The sequence below is a fragment of the Plantactinospora siamensis genome (assembly GCF_042434095.1).
In the GTDB taxonomy this organism is placed as follows: domain Bacteria; phylum Actinomycetota; class Actinomycetes; order Mycobacteriales; family Micromonosporaceae; genus KBS50.
Map to the genome: position 1 here is coordinate 42306 of NZ_JBHLUE010000007.1, position 18048 is coordinate 60353.

Below are 18048 nucleotides of genomic sequence, written 5' to 3' on the forward strand. Positions count from 1 at the left end.
CCCAAGAGCCGAGGAACCATGATCGTCATCACCACCCCCACCGGGCAGATCGGTCGGCAGGTGCTGGACCGCCTGGTGGATGGCCCCGAACCGCTCCGGGTGATCGCTCGGGAGCCGGCCCGGCTGCCGCCCCGAGTTCGCGAGCGGGCCGAGGTCGTACCCAGCTCGCACGAGGACGCCGAGGTCGTCACGGCGGCGCTCGCCGGGGCCGACTCGTTGTTCTGGGTCGTCCCGCCGGACCCCGGCGCCACGAGCATCCCGGGACACGTGCTGCGGTACGCCCGCTCGCTGTGCGCGGCGCTCGACGTCCACTCGCCACGGATCGTCGGCGTCTCCAGCCTGGGCCGCGGGGTCGCCCGGAACGCCGGCCAGATCTCGGCGATCTTCGCCATGGACGCCCTCATCGAGAGCGCCGGGGTGGACTACCGCGCCCTGTGCATGCCGGGCTTCATGGACAACATGCTCCGGCAGGTGGCGTCGATCCGGGATCGGGGCGTGTTCTTCCAGCCGGGCTCGGCCGACCGCCCCACCCCGACGGTCGCCACCCGGGACATCGCGGCCACCGCCGCGGAGCTGCTCCGGGACGACTCCTGGACCGGCCAGCAGAGCGTTCCGCTGCTCGGTCCGGAGGATCTGACCTGGGACGACACGGCCCGGATCATGTCCGAGGCGCTGGACCGGCCGATCCGCGTCCAGCGGGTTCCCGCGGAGGCCTACCGGGCCAGCCTGGTCGAGCACGGGATGACGGCGGCGTGGGCCGAGGGAATCGTGCGCATGACGGCCGCGGTCGACGGGGGCGGCTACGCCGCCGAGACCCGCGATCCGCATTACCCCACCCCCACCACCTTCCGGCAGTGGTGCGCCGAGGTGCTCCGGCCGGCCGTACGGGCCTGATCCCCGCCCGGCGCCGGCGCCCGGGCCGGCCCGCGCCCCGCCCGCGCCCGGGCCCGGACGCCGGTAGGCTACGAGCTTCGATGCCGATCCCGTACGGAGGCGCGCGTGTCCACCAGTAGCACCGAGGATCCACAGCTGGAGCAGACGCCGTCCGGGGTGGACACCACCATCCCGCACTCGGCCCGGGTCTACGACTGGTGGCTGGGCGGCAAGGACAACTTCGCGGTCGACCGCCAGGTCGGTGCGGCCATGATCGACGCCATTCCCACCCTGCGCACGATGGCCGCGGAAAACCGCCGCTTCGTCCACCGGGTGGCGCGGCACCTGGTGACCGACGCCGGCATCCGGCAGTTCCTGGACATCGGCACCGGCATACCGACCCGGCCCAACCTGCACGACATCGCGCAGTCCCTGGCCCCGGAGACCCGGGTCGTGTACGTCGACAACGACCCGATCGTGCTCGCACACGCCCGGGCCCTGATGGACAGCACGCCGGCGGGGCGCAGCGAGTACATCCACGCCGACCTGCGGGAGCCGGCCCGGATCCTGGCCGATCCCACGCTCACCGGGACGCTCGACCTGACCCGACCGGTGGCGCTCACCCTGATCGCCATCCTGATGCTGCTGCCCGACGCCGACGATCCGGCCGGGCTGATCCGCGAGCTGGCGGACGCGCTGCCCGCCGGCAGCTATCTCGCCATCACCCACCCCACCGCGGACTTCAACCCGACCGAGATGGCCGCCGCGGTGGGGGCGGCCACGGGGAGCGGGATGACCCTGGTGCCCCGCAGCAAGGACGAGGTGGCGCGGCTGTTCGACGGCTGGGAGCTGGTGGAGCCGGGCATCGTGCCGGTGAGGGCCTGGCGCCCGGAGGAGCCGCCGACCGACCCGGAGTCGGCGTACTACTGGGCCGGGCTCGCCCGAAAGCCGTGACCGGGGCCCGGCGCCGGGCCGCGGCCGGCGCGCTGCTGGGGCTGCTGCTCGCCGCGGCCGGCTGCCAGGCCGGCGGCTCGACGGGCCCGACCGGTCCGGCCACGCCGGCGGCCTCCGCCACCGAAACCGGCGGCGCGCCCGGCGGCGGCACCGGTGCGCCGGCGCCGAGCCGGCCGCCGGGGTCGGCGCCGCCCCGGCACGTGGTCGTGGTGTTCTTCGAGAACAAGCCCGCGGCCCGGGTGGTCGGCAATCCGGACGCGCCGTATCTGACCGCGCTCGCCGGCCGGTCCGCCGCGTACACCAACGCGCACGGGGTGACCCACCCGAGCCAGCCGAACTACCTCGCCCTGTTCTCCGGCTCCACCCAGGGGGTGCGCAGCGACCGCTGCCCACTCCGGCTCGGCGACCGGCCCAACCTGGCACGCCAGCTGCTGGACGCGGGCCACACGTTCACCGGGTACGCCGAGGGCCTGCCGGCGCCCGGCTTCACCGGCTGTGTCAGCGGCCGATACGCGGCCAAGCACGCGCCCTGGGTCGACTTCGCCAACCTGCCGCCGGAGCTGGGCCAGCCGTACACCGCATGGCCGGCGGACCTCGACCGGCTGCCGACCGTGGCGTTCCTGTCGCCGGGCCTGTGCAACGACATGCACGACTGCTCGGTGGCCACCGGCGATCGGTGGGCGCGCGAGCGGCTGGCGCCGTACGTCGAATGGGCGCAGATCCACGACAGTCTGCTGGTGGTCACCTTCGACGAGGACGACGGCCACGCCGGCAACCAGATCCTCACCCTGGTGGCCGGGGCCGGGGTACGGCCCGGCCGGTACGCCGAGCGGGTGGACCACTATTCGGTGCTGCGCACCATCGAGGACCTGTACGGGCTGCCCCGGCTCGGCGCCGCGGCCACCGCGCCCGCGCTGCCCGGCGTGCGCGGCTGAACCCACGCAGACGTACGGCGCGACCCGGGTGGTGCGGACCCGGATCGCGCCGTACGGGCGTGGGTTGTCCGATCAGCTGGCCGGCAGGTCCGCGGTGACCGCGCGCGGCTCGGCGAAGTGGCAGGCAGCCCGCTGTTCGGGCGCCTTCTCCTCCAGCGGCGGCTCGACCTCGGCGCAGATCTCCTCGGCCTTCCAGCACCGGGTGCGGAACCGGCATCCGGACGGCGGGTTGATCGGGCTGGGCACGTCGCCGACCAGCCGGATCCGACTCTTCGGCTCGGCGCCCCGGGCCACGTTGAGGTCCGGCACCGCCGACAGCAACGCCTGGGTGTACGGGTGCTGCGGCGCCTCGTAGATGCCGTCCCGCGGACCGGACTCGACCATCTTGCCCAGGTACATCACGCCGACCCGGTCGCAGAAGTGCCGGACCACGCCCAGGTCGTGCGCGATGAAGATGAACGCGATGTTGAATTCCTTGCGCAGGTTCTCCAGCAGGTTCATCACCTGGGCCTGGATGGACACGTCCAGCGCGCTGACCGGCTCGTCCGCGACAATGATCTTCGGCCGGGCGGCGAGAGCCCTGGCGATGCCGATGCGCTGCCGCTGGCCGCCGGAGAACTCGTGCGGGTAGCGGTTGTAGTGCTCGGGGTTGAGCCCGACCACCTCCAGCAGCTCCTGGACCCGAGCAAGCTCCCGGTCCTTCGGCACGATGGCGTGGGTACGCAGCGCGGTGCCGACGATCGTGCCCACCGTGTGCCGGGGGTTGAGCGACGAGTACGGGTCCTGGAAGATCAGCTGGATCTCCCGCCGGTACGGCCGTAGTTGCCGCTCGCTGAGTGTGGCGATGTCATGGCCCTGATAGAGGATCTGACCGGCGGTCGGCTTGAGCAGCCGGGTGATGAGCCGGGCGGTGGTGGACTTGCCGCAGCCGGACTCGCCGACTAGGCCCAGCGTCTCACCCTCGTTGAGGACCACCGACACCCCGTCGACGGCCTGCACCTTGTTCGACGCCCGGCGCAGCAGCCCCTCACCTTTGACGTCGAAGTGCATGACGAGATCCCGCAGTTCCAGCAGTGGCGCGCCGGGGGTCTTCGGAACACCGGAGCCGGACCGGGAGCCCTCGGCGTCGATGGTGGCGGTGGTCATGGTTGCGGGTCCTTTACGGCAGCCGGGGCAGGATTTCGGTCTGGAAGATCCGGTCGGGATCATCCAGGTGGCACCGGGACGCCCGGGTGGAGTCCGCGGTCCGCGGGATCAGCTCGGGCACCTCGGTCTTGCACCGCCCGCCCGGCACTCGGCTGCGGAACTCGCACCGGGGGTGGAACGGGCAGCCGTCCGGCACGTTGAGCAGGCTGGGCGGAGCGCCGGGGATCGGGTGCAGCGGCTGCGGCTCGCCGGTGAGCGCGGGGATACTCTCCAGCAGGCCCCACGCGTACGGGTGCAGCGGCGTCCCGAGGATCTTGTGCGCGGAGCCGTACTCGACGGCCCGCCCGGCGTACATCACCAGCACGTCGTCGGCGATCTCCGCGACCACCCCGAGGTCGTGCGTGACGAAGATGACCGCGGAGCCGAAGTCCCGCTGCAGGTCGGCGATGAGGTCGAGGATCTGTGCCTGGACGGTGACGTCGAGCGCGGTGGTGGGCTCGTCGGCGATCAGCAGCTTCGGGTCGTTCACCAGCGCCATGGCGATCATGGCGCGCTGGCGCATGCCGCCGGAGAACTGGTGCGGGAAGTCGTTGAGCCGCCGGCGCGGGTTGGGGATGCCGACGCGGCCGAGCAGGTCGACGGCGCGTTCCCGGGCCACCCGCTTCGACACGTCGTGGTGTGCCCGGTACGCCTCGACGATCTGATTGCCGATCGTGAAGAACGGGTGCAGCGAGGACTGCGGGTCCTGGAAGATCATCGAGGCGACCGAGCCGCGGACCTTGCGCATCTGGTCCTGCCGCAGGCCCACGATCTCGGTGCCGCCGAGCCGGATGGACCCGCTGATCCGGGTGCTCTTCGGGTCGTGCAGGCCCATGATTGCCATGCTGGAGACGCTCTTGCCGGATCCGGACTCACCGACGATCGCCAACGTGCGGCCCAGTTGCACCGAGTACGTCAGCCCCTGCACCGCCTGCACGAGGCCGTCTGCCGTGGGAAAGGTGACCCGCAGGTCGGACACCTGGAGGAACGCCTCTTCGGTGCCCGTCCCGGTCGCCTGCTCCCGCCGGGAGCGGGCAACGGTCTGCGGACCGCGGGCCACCTGGGCGGGGATCTGGGGCGCCGTCTCGTCGCTCATGCTGCTGCCGCCTTACGCTCTGGCCGCCGGTCGGTGCCGGCTCCTGCTCCGGGTACGTCGGTGCGTGCTGGCCGGGTCATCCGAGCCGCACCCGGGGGTCAAGGAAGGTGTAGAGGATGTCGACCACCAGGTTCATCAGCACCAGCACGGTGGCGCCGACCAGCACGCCGCCCATCATCACCGGCAGGTCGTACTGGTTGAAGGCGCGCAGGGTGAGCACACCGATCCCGGGCAACTGGAAGATGGTCTCCGTGAAGATGGCGCCGCTCATCTGGAAGGCGAGGTCGATACCGAAGATCGTGGCCACCGGGGTGAGCGCCGCGCGCAGACCGTGCCGGTAGACCACCCGCCGCTCGGCAATGCCCTTGGACCGGGCCGTGCGGACATAGTCCTCACCCAGGGATTCGATCATGGAGGCCCGCGAGTATCGCGTGTACTGGGCGGCGTTGGCCAGGCCCAGGGTCAGCCAGGCCGCGAGCAGACCCGACGCCCAGGCGAGCGGGTTCTTGAGCAGCGAGATGTACTGCGAGGTCGGCAGGAACGTGGCGTACAGCGAGATGATCAGGGCGACCACAAAGTACGGGATGGAGCTGACGATCAGGGTGCCGCCTACGACGGCGCGGTCGGCGGGCGTGCCGCGCCTGCGGGCCGCGATCGTACCGGTCAGCACGCCGACCACCAGGAAAATCACCGCGCCGCCGACGACGATGGAGACGGTGACCGGGACCGCCTGCGCCAGCAGCTTGGTGACCGGCTGGCCGAGCGTGTACGAGTAACCCAGGCACGGGGCGTCGCAGTGGATTATCGCGCCCCCGTTGCCGAAGTCACGGCCCACGGCGATGCCCTTGAGGTACATGCCGACCTGCTCATAGGCCGGCTTGTCGAGCCCGAGGCCGGCGCTGATGTCGGCCGCCCGGTCGGGAGTGCAGCGGTTGCCGCAGATGATGCCGACCGGGTCGGTGGGAGCCAGGAAGAACAGCGCAAAGCTGGCGACCAGCGTCACGAGGATGACGGAGATGGCACTCACGCATCGCCGCAGGATGTACAGGAGCACCGCCGACTCCTCGCTTTCGTTGGTGCGGTCCGGAACGGACCGGGGTGTGCCGTAGGGGTGGGTCGGTGATCCCGACCGGCGCCGGGGCGCCGGCCGGGACCACCGTTGGTGCGTCAGCTGCCGTTCGTGAGGAACATGTAGGGGAAGTACGGGAGACCCATGGTCGAGTCACCCACGGCGCCGCCGATGTTGGTGCCGGCCACGACCGCCATCTTGTCGTAGTAGCGGGGCAGGATCAGGTACTTCTCCATCATGGCCTGGTCCAGCTCCGACCACTTCGCGGTGGCCTGGTCGGCGGGCAGGTTGGCGACGGCGTCGATCTGCGCGTCCACCGACTTGTCGCTCAGGAAGCCCCAGGTCTGACCGTCCGGGATGCTGTGCGACTGGAACAGCACCGGCAGCCAGCTACCACCCGAGGGCCAGTCCGAGCACCAACCACGCGGGCCCTGGTCCATGTTCACCGGAGCGTCGTAGTCACGGGTCTTGGTCCGCAGCTCGGCGGTGGAGACACCGATGGCCTTGACCTTGAAACCGGCCGCGGTCAGCGCGTCAGAGCGGATCTGGTTGGTCTGCTGCACGACCGGCTTGGAACTGTCGTAGAACCACGAAACCTCGAAGCCCAGCTTGCCGGCGTCCTGCAGCATCTTCTTGGCCGCGGCCGGGTCACCGGTGCCGGCACCGGACAGGCCGGGCGGGGAGTCGTACTTCTTGTAACCCGGAACGCTCGGCGGCAGAACCGTGCTGGACTTCTCCGCGATGAAATCGTTCAGGCCAGCGGCCTTGTAGATCTGGTCGTACGGGTAGGCCGTGGCGATCGCCTTACGGACCTCCAGCGGGATCTTGCGGCTGTCCATCTGCACCACGATGTTGCAGGGGCTCTCACCCTGGATCAGCTGCTTCTTCTTGTCACCCTGCAACTGCGGGATCAGCGAAGCGTCGACGTTGCCGTAGTTCAACGCGTTCGCGTCCGGCCCGTTGCTGTTCAACACCTGCTGCTGGTTCTTGACGTCATCGACGCCCCACTTGAAGTCCCAGGCATCGGCGTACTGGTGCCGCCCAGGGTCGGTGTTCGGGTCCCAGTTCGGGTTCTTCTTCAGCTTGAGCTCACTGCCCGGCGTGAAGGTGTCGAACATGTAGGGACCGGTGGCGATCGGCTTGTTCTTGTAGTTCTGCTTGTTGTCCTTCGCCTGCGGGATCGGCGTGAACATCGGGAAACTCATGTAGAACGGCAGGTCGTTGAACGGCTTGGCAAGGTGGATCACCAGCGTGTTCGCGTCCGGCGTCTCCACACCCGAGTAGTTCAGACCACTCTTGTACGGACCCTTGTACTTGTCGCCGTCCTTGAAGAACTGCTGCTGGTAGGTCGGACCGTTGATGAACACGTCGTGCGCGAACGACCGCTTGATCGCGTACGCCATGTCCTCGATCTTGATCTCGCTGCCGTCCTCGTACTTGATCCCCGGCTGCAGCTTGAACGTCCAGGTCAGCTTGTCCGCCGACGGCGTCCCCAGGTCGGTCAGGTCCGGCACCAGGACCGGCTTGCCGTTCCGCGGCACGAACTGGGTCGGCGTGCGGAACAGCAGCTTGCCGATCTCGTTCGAGTCGACGTAGTAGATGTCGGTCGGGTCGAACGTGTTGGGCGTCGACTGCGAGTAGATCGTGATGGTGCCGCCCTTCTTGGCACCATCGACGTCCGGAGCCGGGCCCTTCGCCGTCGGGTCCAGGGCGCTCTGCTGTTGGTTGATCTTCCCAGCGTTGTTGTCGCCACCGGAACCGTTGTTGTTGGAGGACGGGCTACCACAGCCCGCCACTCCGAGGGCTATGGCGGCACAGGCCGCCACGGCCACATTGAGTCGCCTCACAGTTGCTCCCTTTCTTGGTGGACCGTGGTGAATCGAGCGTGCCGTCACCGTCGGGTACGGGGATCGAAAGCGTCCCGGACGGCGTCCCCGAGCAGGCTGAGCGCGAGCACGAGAATGGTGATGCCGAGGACCGGGAGCCACAGATAGATCGGGTCAGCGCGGTAGTAGTTGACCGCGGCGAAGATGCTCAGACCCCAGGACGGAGTCGGTTCGCTGAGACCGACACCGAGGTACGTGAGGCCAGCCTCAGCCACGATGTAGCTGGGCAGCGCCAGCGACACCGAGACCATGATCGGCGCCACCAGGTTGGGCAGCAGCTCCTTGAACAGGACCTTGCGGGTGGGTACGCCCAGCACCTTGGCGGCGGCGATGAACTCACGCTCGCGAAGCGAGAGCACCTGGCCTCTGATCAGGCGGGCCAGGCCGGCCCAGCCGAAGAAGGACAACACCGAGATCAGCGAGATGAACCGTACCTTGGCCACCTGTTCGGCCGAGGCGCCCTCGACGCCGCCGAGCATGGCGATAAGCACCCCGGAGGTGGCGATTGCGAAGAGCAGGTACGGCAGGCTCAGCACGAAATCGATCACCCAGGAGAGGATCCGGTCGGTCCAGCCGCCGACGAATCCGGCGATCAGGCCGATGAACACGCCGAGGATCGTCGTGACGATCGTGACCGATCCGGCGACGATCAGCGACGGCCGGGCGCCGTAGACCCACCGGGCGAACAGGTCCCGACCCAACCGCGGTTCGACGCCGAACCAGTGGTCGGAGGTCACCCCGATGGTCGGGAAGCCGTAGTCGTCGATCAGGTCCTGGTGGTTCAGGGTGGGGCTCTGCCCCTCCATCTTGGCCAGCAGCGGCGCGAAGATCGCGATCAGCAGGAAAACCATGAAGATGCCCGCGCAGACCATGGCCACGCGGTCCTTGCGCAGCCGCTGGAAGGCGATCCGCGTCGGCGACTTGCTCACCGTGACGGACCGCTGCTGCGGCACCGGCGCGACCACCTCCACAGCCGCTGGCGGCTCATCGAGCTTGGTCGACTCGGTACTCGTACGCAACGGTTCCACCCACGTCACCTCCACTCCGCACAACGACACCGCCGCATCCATCCGGTCGAGGTGCAGCGGCGGTGCGGTGGCCGAAACGCTAGCCGCCCTGAGGTTTCGTCGGAATGGCCTGAGGCATCGAATCAATAACAGCTAGGTCACCGTTGAGTGCGAGGCCTGTCACATGGGAACAGCCATTCATCGGCCGACTGAGGGACCGGTTTGCGGCCTTTATAGGCAGCAGGGGAGCCGAAACTTGTACGGAAGGTGCACATCCCCCTGCGCAACGCAACCGAGATGTCGCTCACATCGGTCTGTCTCCAAGGTAACGGGGTTGACGCCGAAGCGGTACCGGTCGGCAGCCTGCAGTCGACGGACGCGCCCGGAACCGCCGCCCGGCGCGGGCCGGTTGACCGCCCCGCCCCACGGTTGGCGCCCTGTCGGCGCGCGCGCGCCACGGCCAGCCGTCGAAGCCGGCGCAGGTCTGGCAAGGTGGGCGGATGGCACCCGATCGGCTCCTCGACGGCCGCTACCGTCTCTCCGAGCAGCTCGGCAGCGGCGGCATGGCGGTGGTCTGGCGCGCCAGGGACGAGGTCCTCGGTCGATCGGTGGCGGTGAAGATGCTGGCCGGGCCATTGGCCGCCGACCCGGGCGCCCGGGAACGGATCCGGGCCGAGGCCCGAGCCGCCGCCCGGCTCTCCCACCCGCACGTGACGAACGTGTACGACTACGGCGACTGGACCGACGAGCACGGCGAGCACGTGCCGTACGTGGTGATGGAGCTGCTGCCGGGCCAGACCCTCGCCCAGCGGCTGGTGGCCGGCCCGCTGCCGCCGCGGGCCGCCATGCGGATCTGCGCCGAGGTGGCCAGCGCGCTGGCCGCGGCGCACCAGCAGGACCTGGTGCATCGGGACGTCAAGCCGGCCAACGTCATGCTCACCCCGGCCGGGGCCAAGGTGCTGGACTTCGGCATCGCGGCGGTGACCGGGGAGCCCGAGCTCACCGAGGACGGCCACCGGTTCGGCACGCCCGCGTACCTGGCGCCGGAGCGGCTCGTGGCCAACCAGGTGCTGCCCGCCTCGGACGTGTACGCGCTCGGCCTGCTGCTGCACCGGACCCTCACCAACCGGCTGCCCTGGTCGGCCGAGACCACCACCCAGATGCTGACCGCGCACGTCTACCAGGAGCCGGCCCGGCTCCCACCCATCGAGGGCGTGCCGCCCGCGGTGGTCGAGCTCTGCCGCCGGTGCCTCGCCAAGGCGCCCGCCGACCGGCCGCCCGCCGCCGAGGCGGCCCGGATCCTCGCCGACGCCGCCGGCCTCACCGCCGCGGGCGACGACCCGTCCGCGGCGCTGGCCTGGGCCGGCATCGGCGCGCTGGCCCTGGCCCCGCCGGCCGGCGCCGCCGCCGCGGCGGCCCAACTCGGCCCGGCGGCCCAACCCGGCCCCGAGCCGGCGGCCGAGCCGGAGCCAGCGGCCGAGCCGGAGCCGGAGCCGGCCGCCGAGCCCGAGCCGGCGGCCGAGCCCGAGCCGGCGGCCGAAGCCGACCCCGCGCCCGCAACCGGCGACGTGGCGGCGGCCGGACCCGACGCCGCGGCCGGAACGCCGGCCGCCGCGCCCGCTACGCCGAGCGGGGCGGTCCCCGGCGACCACCGCGCCCGGCGCCGGCGCCGGGCGCTGCTGGTGGTCGGCTTCGTCGTGGTGGTGGCGACCACGGCCACCGTGACCATGCTGGCCCTGCCGGACCAGCGCGGCGCCGACGACCCCGGCGCCCGGCCCGACGGCACCGTGCCGGCGGCCAGCACCACGGTCGGCACGTCCGCCGGGACCCCCGGGACGGCCCCCGGCCGCTCGGACCCGCCCGGCCGCGGTCCCGGGCCGGCCGGCCCGACCGGCGCCGGACCGGGCGCCGCCGGCACGACGGCGCCGGCCAACCGCACCGCCGCGCCCGCCGGCTCCGCTCCGGGCGGCACGGCGCCCGGCCCCGGGGGCGGGTCACCGACGCCCGGCGCCACCGGCTCGACCGGCACCCAGCAGCGGGTACGCGCCAAGGGCGGCGTCGTCCTGGTGCTCTGCCTCGGTCGCACCGCCACCGTGCTGGCCGTGACTCCGACGCTCGGCTACACCGTCTCGGACTACCGACCGGGGCCGGCCAGCGAGGTCCGGGTGGTGCTCTCCTCGGCCACCCACACCAGCGAGGTCACCGCGTCCTGCGCCGACGGTCGGCTGCTCCCCCAGGTGCGAGAACGGTCGGCCTAGCGGGGGCGGATTCCTCCCGAGAAACGTTCGGGCTACCCTGCTTGGCCATGAACGGTTGGCGCGTATGACGTTTCGGCGCATCTTCGCCACCCTCACGGGGGTCCTGCTCACCATGCCGGCGGCGGTGCTCCCGCCGGCGCCGGCCCACGCCGCGGCGGACGTACCGTGTCCCAGCGTCAGTCCGCCGGTGAGCCGGCCGCCCCGGCCGCCCGTGCCCAGCGCGGACGCCGCGGACCGGACCGTCGGCGGCGCGGCGCTGGCCACCGACGGGCTCGCCGTGCCCGACGGGGCGGCCCGGCCGCCGGCCATCACCGCGACCTCCTGGCTGGTGGCCGACCTGGACAGCGGCGCGGTGCTCGGCGCCTGCGGGGCGCACGCATACGCCCTGCCCGCGAGCACCCAGAAGCTGCTGCTGGCCGCGACCGTGCTGCCCAAACTGGACCCTAAGCGGGTCGTCACCGTCACTTCTCAGGACCTCGACTTCGAGCGCGGCAGCTCGGCCGTGGGGCTCGTGGTCGGCGGGCGGTACTCGGTGGAGACGCTGTGGCTCGGGCTGCTGCTCAACAGCGGAAACGACGCCGCGCAGGTGCTCGCCCGGCTCGGCGGCGGGTCCGCGGGGGTGGCCGGCACGGTGTCCGCGATGAACGCCGAGGCGCACCGCCTCGGCGCCCGGCAAACGCACGCGGCCACACCGTCCGGATTGGACGGCCCCAACCAGTTCACCAGCGCGTACGACCTGGCGCTCATCGCCCGGGACTGCTTCACGAACGCGACCTTCCGCCGCTACACGGCCGCCCGCACCGCGCAGATGCCGGCGCAGCCGCCGGGCGCGAAGAACGGGTTCCAGATCCAGAACGAGAACTCGTTGCTGTTCAACTATCCCGGCGCGCTCGGCGGAAAGACCGGCTTCACCACGGTGGCTCGGCACACCTACGTGGGCGTGGCCCAGCGCAACGGCCGGCGCCTGGTGGTCACCCTGCTGAACGGCGAGGCGCGCCCGCTGCGTGGCTGGCAGCAGGGCGCCGCGCTGCTCGACTGGGGCTTCGCCCGGCCCGCCGACGCCGCGGTGGGCCGCCTGGTGAACCCGGGCGAGCTGGACGCCACCGCCGGTCCGCCGCCCGTGCAGCCAAAGGCCGGCACCCAGGCGGTCGAGCGACCGAGCGGCCGCGGCCATTCCGGGCCGCCGTCGCGGACCATCCTGGTCGTGGTGGTCGTGCTGCTCGGGGCGGCCACCCTGGTGCTCACCGTGGTGGCCGTCCGCACCCGACCGCGGCACGCCGGCCGCCGCCGGGCCCGCTGACCGGCCCGGCCGGGAGGCGCGGAGCGGTCGGCCCGCCTGGATCGGTCTCGACGGCCGGATCGGTCGGTACGGCCGGATCGGTCAGGACGGCCCGATCCGTCGGGACGACGGCGCGACGCCGCCCGAGCGGGGCGAACGGGAGCAGCGCGACCAGCTGACCGGCCGCCACCACCAGGATCAGTTGCCGCGCCGACAGGTGCGCGGCCAGCACCCCGGTGCTCGCGGCGCCCAGCGCGTACCCGCCGGTCTTGACGCTCGCCGCGGTGGCCGCCAGCTGCGCGTACCGGTGCGGTGGGACGCTGGACTGGCGGATCGCGAGGGTGGCCGCGAACACCGGCCCGTCGCACAGCCCGGCGAGCACCGCGAGCGGCAGCGCCACCGCCAGCGAGGGCGCCCCGGCCACCGCGGTGAGGCTGAGGCCGTACCCGACCAGCGCGGCCATCAGCACGCCGGCCGGCGTGAAGCGGCGCAACAGGCGGGCCGAGACCAGCGCGCCGGCGAGCGCGCCGGCGCTCAGCGCGGTCAGCAGCCACCCCCCGCGGGCGGCCGGCTGGCCGAGCTGGATCGCCAGCAGCGGCACGGTCACCGGCAGCAGCCCCGACACGGCATGGGCCACCGTGGTGGCGATCGTGGCGGCCCGCAGCAGCGGCGCCCGGACCAGCAGGCGTACCCCGTCCACCAACGCCGGACCCAGCCGCTCCCGGCCAGCGGCCCCGGCCGGGGGCGCGCCGTCGGTGGCCGGGGCGGGGCCGTCGGTGGCCGGGGCGGGGCCGTCGGTGGCCGGGGCGGGGCCGTCGGTGGCCGGGGCGGGGCCCGGTGCGGGCCGCCGGGGGCCCGTCGGCGCGGCGAGCACCAGCAGCACGGCCGCGGCGGCCAGCCCGGCCGTGCCGGCCAGCGCCGCCCCGGCGCCGGCCGAGCCCGCCACGGCGGCCACCAGCGCCGGTCCGGCCAGCCCGGCCACGTTGTAGCTGGCCGAGTCGGCGGCGTTCGCCCGTGGCAGCGCCGCAGCGGGCACCACCAGGGGAACCAGGCTGCTGAAGCCGCCGGTGAGCAGCGGCGCCGTGCTGCCGGCCAGCAGACCGAGGCCGATCAGCGCTCCACCCGGCGCGCGGCCCGCGAGCAACAACACGCCGATGAGGGCGGCGGCCAGCACCAGCTGGTTGGCCAGGAACAGCACCCGCTTGCGGCGCAGCCGGTCCAGCACCGCGCCGAGGACCGGGCCGGTCACCAGGGTCGGCAGGGCGAAGGCCGACACGACCAGGCCGGCCAGCCGCGGATCCGCCGTGCGGGCGATGACGTACAGCACCACGCCGACGCCGGCGGCCTCGTCGGCCAGCCGGGCCACGGTGGCCGCGGTGAGCAACCGGATCCCGCGCCGGCCCAGCCGCCCGGGGTGTGCGGAACCGGGAACCGCTGTAACGGTTTGCATGCTTGGTACCGTAACCGATGTAGTAACGGTTTGCTCGGCGAGTACCGTAACGACATGACGGCAGGCGTGCGCTTCGGCTTCACCCGCTGGGCCCGGCTGGCCGCGGCGCTGGTCAACACCGCGCCCGCGCCGCGGCACGGCGATCTGCTCACCGCCCCGGAGCAGCTCCGCGACCTGCTGCTGGCGCACGACGAGCCCGGCACCGTCCGCATCACCCCGGCGGACCTCGCCGACGCCCGCGCCGGCCGCACGGACCTGGCGGCCGTGTTCGCCGCGACCGGGGACGATGCGCGGCTCGCCGCGCGCCTCAACGATCTGCTCGGCCGCACCGCCCGACCGCGCCTGGTCGACCACCCCGGCGGCGTGCCGCTGCACCTGCACGTCGAGGCCCCCGACGCCAACTGGGGCGGTTGGCTGACCGCGTCCGGCGCCATGGGCTTGGCCCTGATGATCGCGGAACACGGTGTCGAGGTGATCGGCGTGTGCGCCGCCGCCGACTGCCCGCACGGCGTGCTGCGGGTCGGTCCCGGCCCGGCCCGGCGGTTCTGCGACGCCGCCTGCGCCAACCGCACGAGGGTGGCCGCGCACCGGGCCGCCCGGCGGGCCCCGGGCGGCGCCACGTAGCCCGCCGTCCGCGGTCCGCCGTCGGCCGTCCGCCGTCGCCGTCGCCGTCGCCGTCGCGCGGAGCGGTTAAGAAGGGGCCCTTCCGCTACAAAGAGCGATAACAAGGGGCCCTTCCTTCCAGGGGGCCGGGCAGGGCGGCCGTCGGGCGGGGCGGTCGATCTTTGGGTAACGTCAGCTCCGACCGCGGGCCGCCGGGGACGATCCGGCGCAGCCGTCCGGGCCGCGGGCACAGCCGAAGGGATGGGATCGGGTGACGAGCGGCGGTTCCTCGCAGCCCCGGCGGTCGGGCGTGGTGATCGGCGTGGACCTCGGGACCACCAGCACCAAGGCGGTGGCGTACGACACCGGCGGCCGGTCCCTCGGCTCGCACTCGGTGGCGTACCCGCTCGACGAGCCGCACCCCGGCTACGCCGAGCAGGACCCGAACCTCATCTGGGAAGCCGTGCTGGAGACCACCCGGACCGTGGTGGCCGACCTGGACCGGCCGGTGGCCGGCCTGTCGTTCAGCACCGCCATGCACGGCCTGATCGGGCTGGACGCCGGCGGCGACCCGCTGACCCCCTCGGTCACCTGGGCCGACTCGCGGGCCAGCGCGCAGGCCGAACGGCTGCGCTCGGCGCCGGGCGGGCTGGAGCTGCACCGCCGCACCGGCACCCCGCTGCACCCGATGGCCCCGCTGCCCAAGCTGGTCTGGTTCGCCGAGGAGGCCCCCGAGCTGTTCCGCCGGGTGGCGCACTGGGTCGGCATCAAGGATCTCGTCCTGCGCCGGCTCTGCGGCGAGCTGGTCACCGACCACTCGGTCGCCTCCGGCACCGGCCTGCTGGACATCCACCGCCTGGACTGGGACGCCGAGGCGCTGACCATCGCCGGCATCCGCCCCGACCAGCTGCCCCGGCTGGTGCCCAGCACCACCGTGCTGCCCGCCCTCACCCCGGATGCCGCCCGGGCCACCGGCCTGCCGGCGCAGACCCCGGTCGTGGTGGGCGCGGGCGACGGGCCGCTGGCCAACCTGGGCCTGGGCGCCGTACGCCCCGGGGTGGCCGCCTGCTCGATCGGCACCAGCGGCGCCATCCGGGTGATGGTGGAGCGGCCGAGCGTGGATCCGCAGGGCCGGGTGTTCTGCTACGCGCTGACCGAGGACCGGTGGGCGGTGGGCGGCGCCATCAACAACGGCGGCATCGTGCTCAACTGGGCCGGCGAGGCGCTCGCTCCCGACCTCGGCGAGCATCCCGAGGAGGAGCTGCTCGCCCTGGCCGCCCGAGCGCCGGCCGGATCCGACGGGCTGATCATGCTGCCGTACCTGCTCAGCGAGCGGGCGCCGCACTGGAGCGCGCTGCCGCGCGGGGCGTACGTGGGGCTGACCAACGCGCACCGCCGGGAGCACCTGGTCCGGGCCGCCATCGAGGGCGTCTGCCAGCAGCTCGCCCTGGTGCTCCAGTCGGTGCGGGCCGCCGGCAACGAGGTGCACGAGGTACGGGCCAGCGGTGGCTTCGCGCGCAGCCCGCTGTGGCGGCAGCTGCTGGCCGACGCGCTCGGGATGGACGTGCAGTTCCCCGCCGGGCACGAGGGCTCGAGCTTCGGGGCCGCGCTGCTCGGCATGCAGGCGCTGGGCCTGATCCCGTCGGTGGACGTGGCCGCCGACCTGGTCGAGATCACCGAGACCGTCCAGCCCGAGCCGAAGGCGGCCGAGACGTACGCGGCGCTGCTGCCGCTGTTCGCGGACCTGTACGACGCGCTCGGCCCGACCTACCAGGCGCTGCGCCGGTTCACCGCGGAGCAGCCCGCCACCCCCTGATCCATGCCACCGGGGTGGCGTCCGCTCCCCCGGCACCAACCCGAGGAAGGTCGTGAACCCATGACCCATCTCGCCGCCGAGGCGGCCAGCCGGGCCGGCAACGGCCAGCTCATCACCGCCGCGCTGCTGGGCATCGCCGCGGTCGTCGTGCTGATCGCCTGGGGCAAGGTCCACCCGTTCCTGTCGCTGATCATCGGTGCGGCGGTGCTGGGCGCGGTGGCCGGCCTCGCGCCACAGAAGATGATCGACTCGTTCACCGGCGGCGTCGGGTCGACGGTGGGCAGCGTCGGCCTACTGATCGCGCTCGGCGCGATGATCGGTGGCCTGCTGGCCGAGTCCGGCGGCGCCGACGGGATCGTGAGCCGGGTGGTCAGCCGGGTCTCCGGTTCCGCCCTGCCGTGGGCGATGGCCGGCGTCGCGGCCCTGATCGGCCTGCCGCTCTTCTTCGAGGTCGGCGTGGTCCTGCTGGTGCCGATCGTGCTGCTGGTGTCCCGCCGCTCGGACGTACCGCTGATGCGGGTCGGCATCCCGGCGCTGGCCGGCCTGTCGGTGCTGCACGGCCTCGTGCCGCCGCACCCGGGCCCGCTGGTGGCGATCGCCGCGCTGAAGGCCGACCTCGGCCTCACCCTGGCGCTCGGGCTGCTCGTCGCGATCCCCACGGTGATCGTGGCCGGCCCGCTGTTCGGCAACTTCATCGCCCGGTACGTGCCGGCCGTGGCGCCGGAGTCGCTGCTGCCGAGCCGCGCGGGCGGCCCCGTCGCCGGCGCCGACCGGGAGCGCGCGGTCGGCGACCGGCAGCGCGCGGCCGACGGGAACCGGACCGACGCCGACGGCGACCTGCTCACCGAGGACGACCTGATCAACCCGGGTACGGGTCGACCCGGCGCGCCGGTGGACGACAGCGGCACCGAGACCACGCCCCGGCGGCGCACGCCGGCGTTCTGGCCGGCGGTGCTGACCGTGCTGCTGCCGATCGTGCTCATGCTGCTGCGGGCCGTGGGCGAGCTGACCCTGGACAAGGGCACCACGGCGCGCACCACCCTGGACATCATCGGCACCCCGGTGGTGGCCCTGCTCGCGGGCGTTCTGGTGGCCATGTTCACCCTCGGTCGCCAGGCCGGGTTCAACCGCGCCCAGACGTCGGCCGTGCTCGGCGGCTCGCTGCCGCCGATCGCCGGCATCCTGCTGATCGTGGCCGCGGGCGGCGGCTTCAAGCAGGTACTCGTGGACGCCGGGGTGGGCAACATGGTGGCCGACGCGGCCAAGGGCGCCAGCATCTCGCCGCTGCTGCTGGGCTGGCTGGTGGCGGTGGGCATCCGGGTGGCCACCGGGTCGGCCACGGTGGCCACGATCACCGCGGCCGGCATCGTGGCGCCGCTCGCGCAGGGCCTGGACCGGCCCGGTGTGGCGCTGCTGGCGCTGGCCGTCGGGTGCGGGTCGCTGTTCTTCTCGCACGTCAACGACGCCGGGTTCTGGCTGGTCAAGGAGTACTTCGGGCTGACCGTCGGGCAGACCATCAAGAGCTGGTCGGTGATGGAGACGATCATCTCGGTGGTCGGCTTCCTGGGCGTGCTGCTGCTCAACCTGATCGTCTGAGCGCGGTCGCCCGGGGCCGGTTCCGCCCGGCCACCGGTGAC

At 72.9% G+C, this 18048-nt stretch carries 14 protein-coding genes; 8 read left to right on the top strand and 6 right to left on the bottom strand.

Translation table 11 applies throughout. The features are described from left to right. The first annotated feature begins 18 nt into the window (after positions 1–18). From ACFFHU_RS10630 to ACFFHU_RS10640, 3 genes are all read left to right on the top strand, one after another. The gene (locus ACFFHU_RS10630; RefSeq protein ID WP_377337725.1) at positions 19–894 is read left to right on the top strand and encodes an NAD(P)H-binding protein; all 876 of its coding nucleotides are present in this window, start codon (positions 19–21) and stop codon (positions 892–894) included. 168 nt (positions 895–1062) lie between these two features. Further along, positions 1063–1827: an SAM-dependent methyltransferase gene (locus tag ACFFHU_RS10635; protein WP_377337800.1), complete on the top strand. Its 765-nt coding sequence runs from the start codon at positions 1063–1065 to the stop codon at positions 1825–1827. After that, complete coding sequence (locus ACFFHU_RS10640) at positions 1824–2762, top strand: alkaline phosphatase family protein (protein ID WP_377337727.1); 939 nt, start codon at positions 1824–1826, stop codon at positions 2760–2762. The genes ACFFHU_RS10635 and ACFFHU_RS10640 overlap by 4 nt, the downstream gene beginning before the upstream one ends. Positions 2763–2834: 72 nt before the next feature. Here ACFFHU_RS10640 and ACFFHU_RS10645 read toward each other — a convergent pair whose 3' ends face one another. From ACFFHU_RS10645 to ACFFHU_RS10665, 5 genes are all read right to left on the bottom strand, one after another. Further along, positions 2835–3908 carry an ABC transporter ATP-binding protein gene (locus ACFFHU_RS10645; protein WP_377337729.1) on the bottom strand — a complete coding sequence of 358 codons (1074 nt, stop codon included), beginning with the start codon at positions 3906–3908 and terminating at the stop codon, positions 2835–2837. A gap of 13 nt (positions 3909–3921) precedes the next feature. After that, positions 3922–5043 (bottom strand): ABC transporter ATP-binding protein, encoded by a 1122-nt coding sequence (locus tag ACFFHU_RS10650; RefSeq protein WP_377337731.1) that lies wholly within the window; start codon positions 5041–5043, stop codon positions 3922–3924. A gap of 76 nt (positions 5044–5119) precedes the next feature. Beyond that, a complete protein-coding gene (locus tag ACFFHU_RS10655) occupies positions 5120–6097 on the bottom strand; it encodes an ABC transporter permease (protein WP_377337733.1) in 978 nt (325 codons plus the stop codon). A gap of 113 nt (positions 6098–6210) precedes the next feature. Beyond that, positions 6211–7959, bottom strand: coding sequence for an ABC transporter substrate-binding protein (locus tag ACFFHU_RS10660; protein WP_377337735.1), 1749 nt, complete (start codon positions 7957–7959; stop codon positions 6211–6213). A gap of 44 nt (positions 7960–8003) precedes the next feature. Next, complete coding sequence (locus ACFFHU_RS10665; RefSeq protein ID WP_377337802.1) at positions 8004–9026, bottom strand: ABC transporter permease; 1023 nt, start codon at positions 9024–9026, stop codon at positions 8004–8006. Between the two features lie 479 nt (positions 9027–9505). Between ACFFHU_RS10665 and ACFFHU_RS10670 the strand changes: the two genes are divergently transcribed. Both ACFFHU_RS10670 and ACFFHU_RS10675 read left to right on the top strand, forming a co-directional pair. After that, positions 9506–11263, top strand: coding sequence for a serine/threonine-protein kinase (locus ACFFHU_RS10670; protein ID WP_377337737.1), 1758 nt, complete (start codon positions 9506–9508; stop codon positions 11261–11263). A 64-nt stretch (positions 11264–11327) separates the two neighbouring features. After that, positions 11328–12563, top strand: a complete 1236-nt coding sequence (locus ACFFHU_RS10675) for a D-alanyl-D-alanine carboxypeptidase family protein (protein ID WP_377337739.1) — start codon at positions 11328–11330, stop codon at positions 12561–12563. Here ACFFHU_RS10675 and ACFFHU_RS10680 read toward each other — a convergent pair. Further along, complete coding sequence (locus ACFFHU_RS10680; protein WP_377337741.1) at positions 12505–13992, bottom strand: MFS transporter; 1488 nt, start codon at positions 13990–13992, stop codon at positions 12505–12507. The two genes, ACFFHU_RS10675 and ACFFHU_RS10680, sit on opposite strands and share 59 nt — an antisense overlap. A gap of 54 nt (positions 13993–14046) precedes the next feature. Between ACFFHU_RS10680 and ACFFHU_RS10685 the strand changes: the two genes are divergently transcribed. From ACFFHU_RS10685 to ACFFHU_RS10695, 3 genes are all read left to right on the top strand, one after another. Further along, the gene (locus ACFFHU_RS10685) at positions 14047–14616 is read left to right on the top strand and encodes a CGNR zinc finger domain-containing protein (RefSeq protein ID WP_377337742.1); all 570 of its coding nucleotides are present in this window, start codon (positions 14047–14049) and stop codon (positions 14614–14616) included. A gap of 250 nt (positions 14617–14866) precedes the next feature. Further along, positions 14867–16411, top strand: a complete 1545-nt coding sequence (locus tag ACFFHU_RS10690; protein WP_377337743.1) for a gluconokinase — start codon at positions 14867–14869, stop codon at positions 16409–16411. Positions 16412–16471: 60 nt separating this feature from the next. Then, positions 16472–18007 (top strand): GntP family permease, encoded by a 1536-nt coding sequence (locus tag ACFFHU_RS10695; RefSeq protein WP_377337745.1) that lies wholly within the window; start codon positions 16472–16474, stop codon positions 18005–18007. Positions 18008–18048 lie beyond the last annotated feature (41 nt).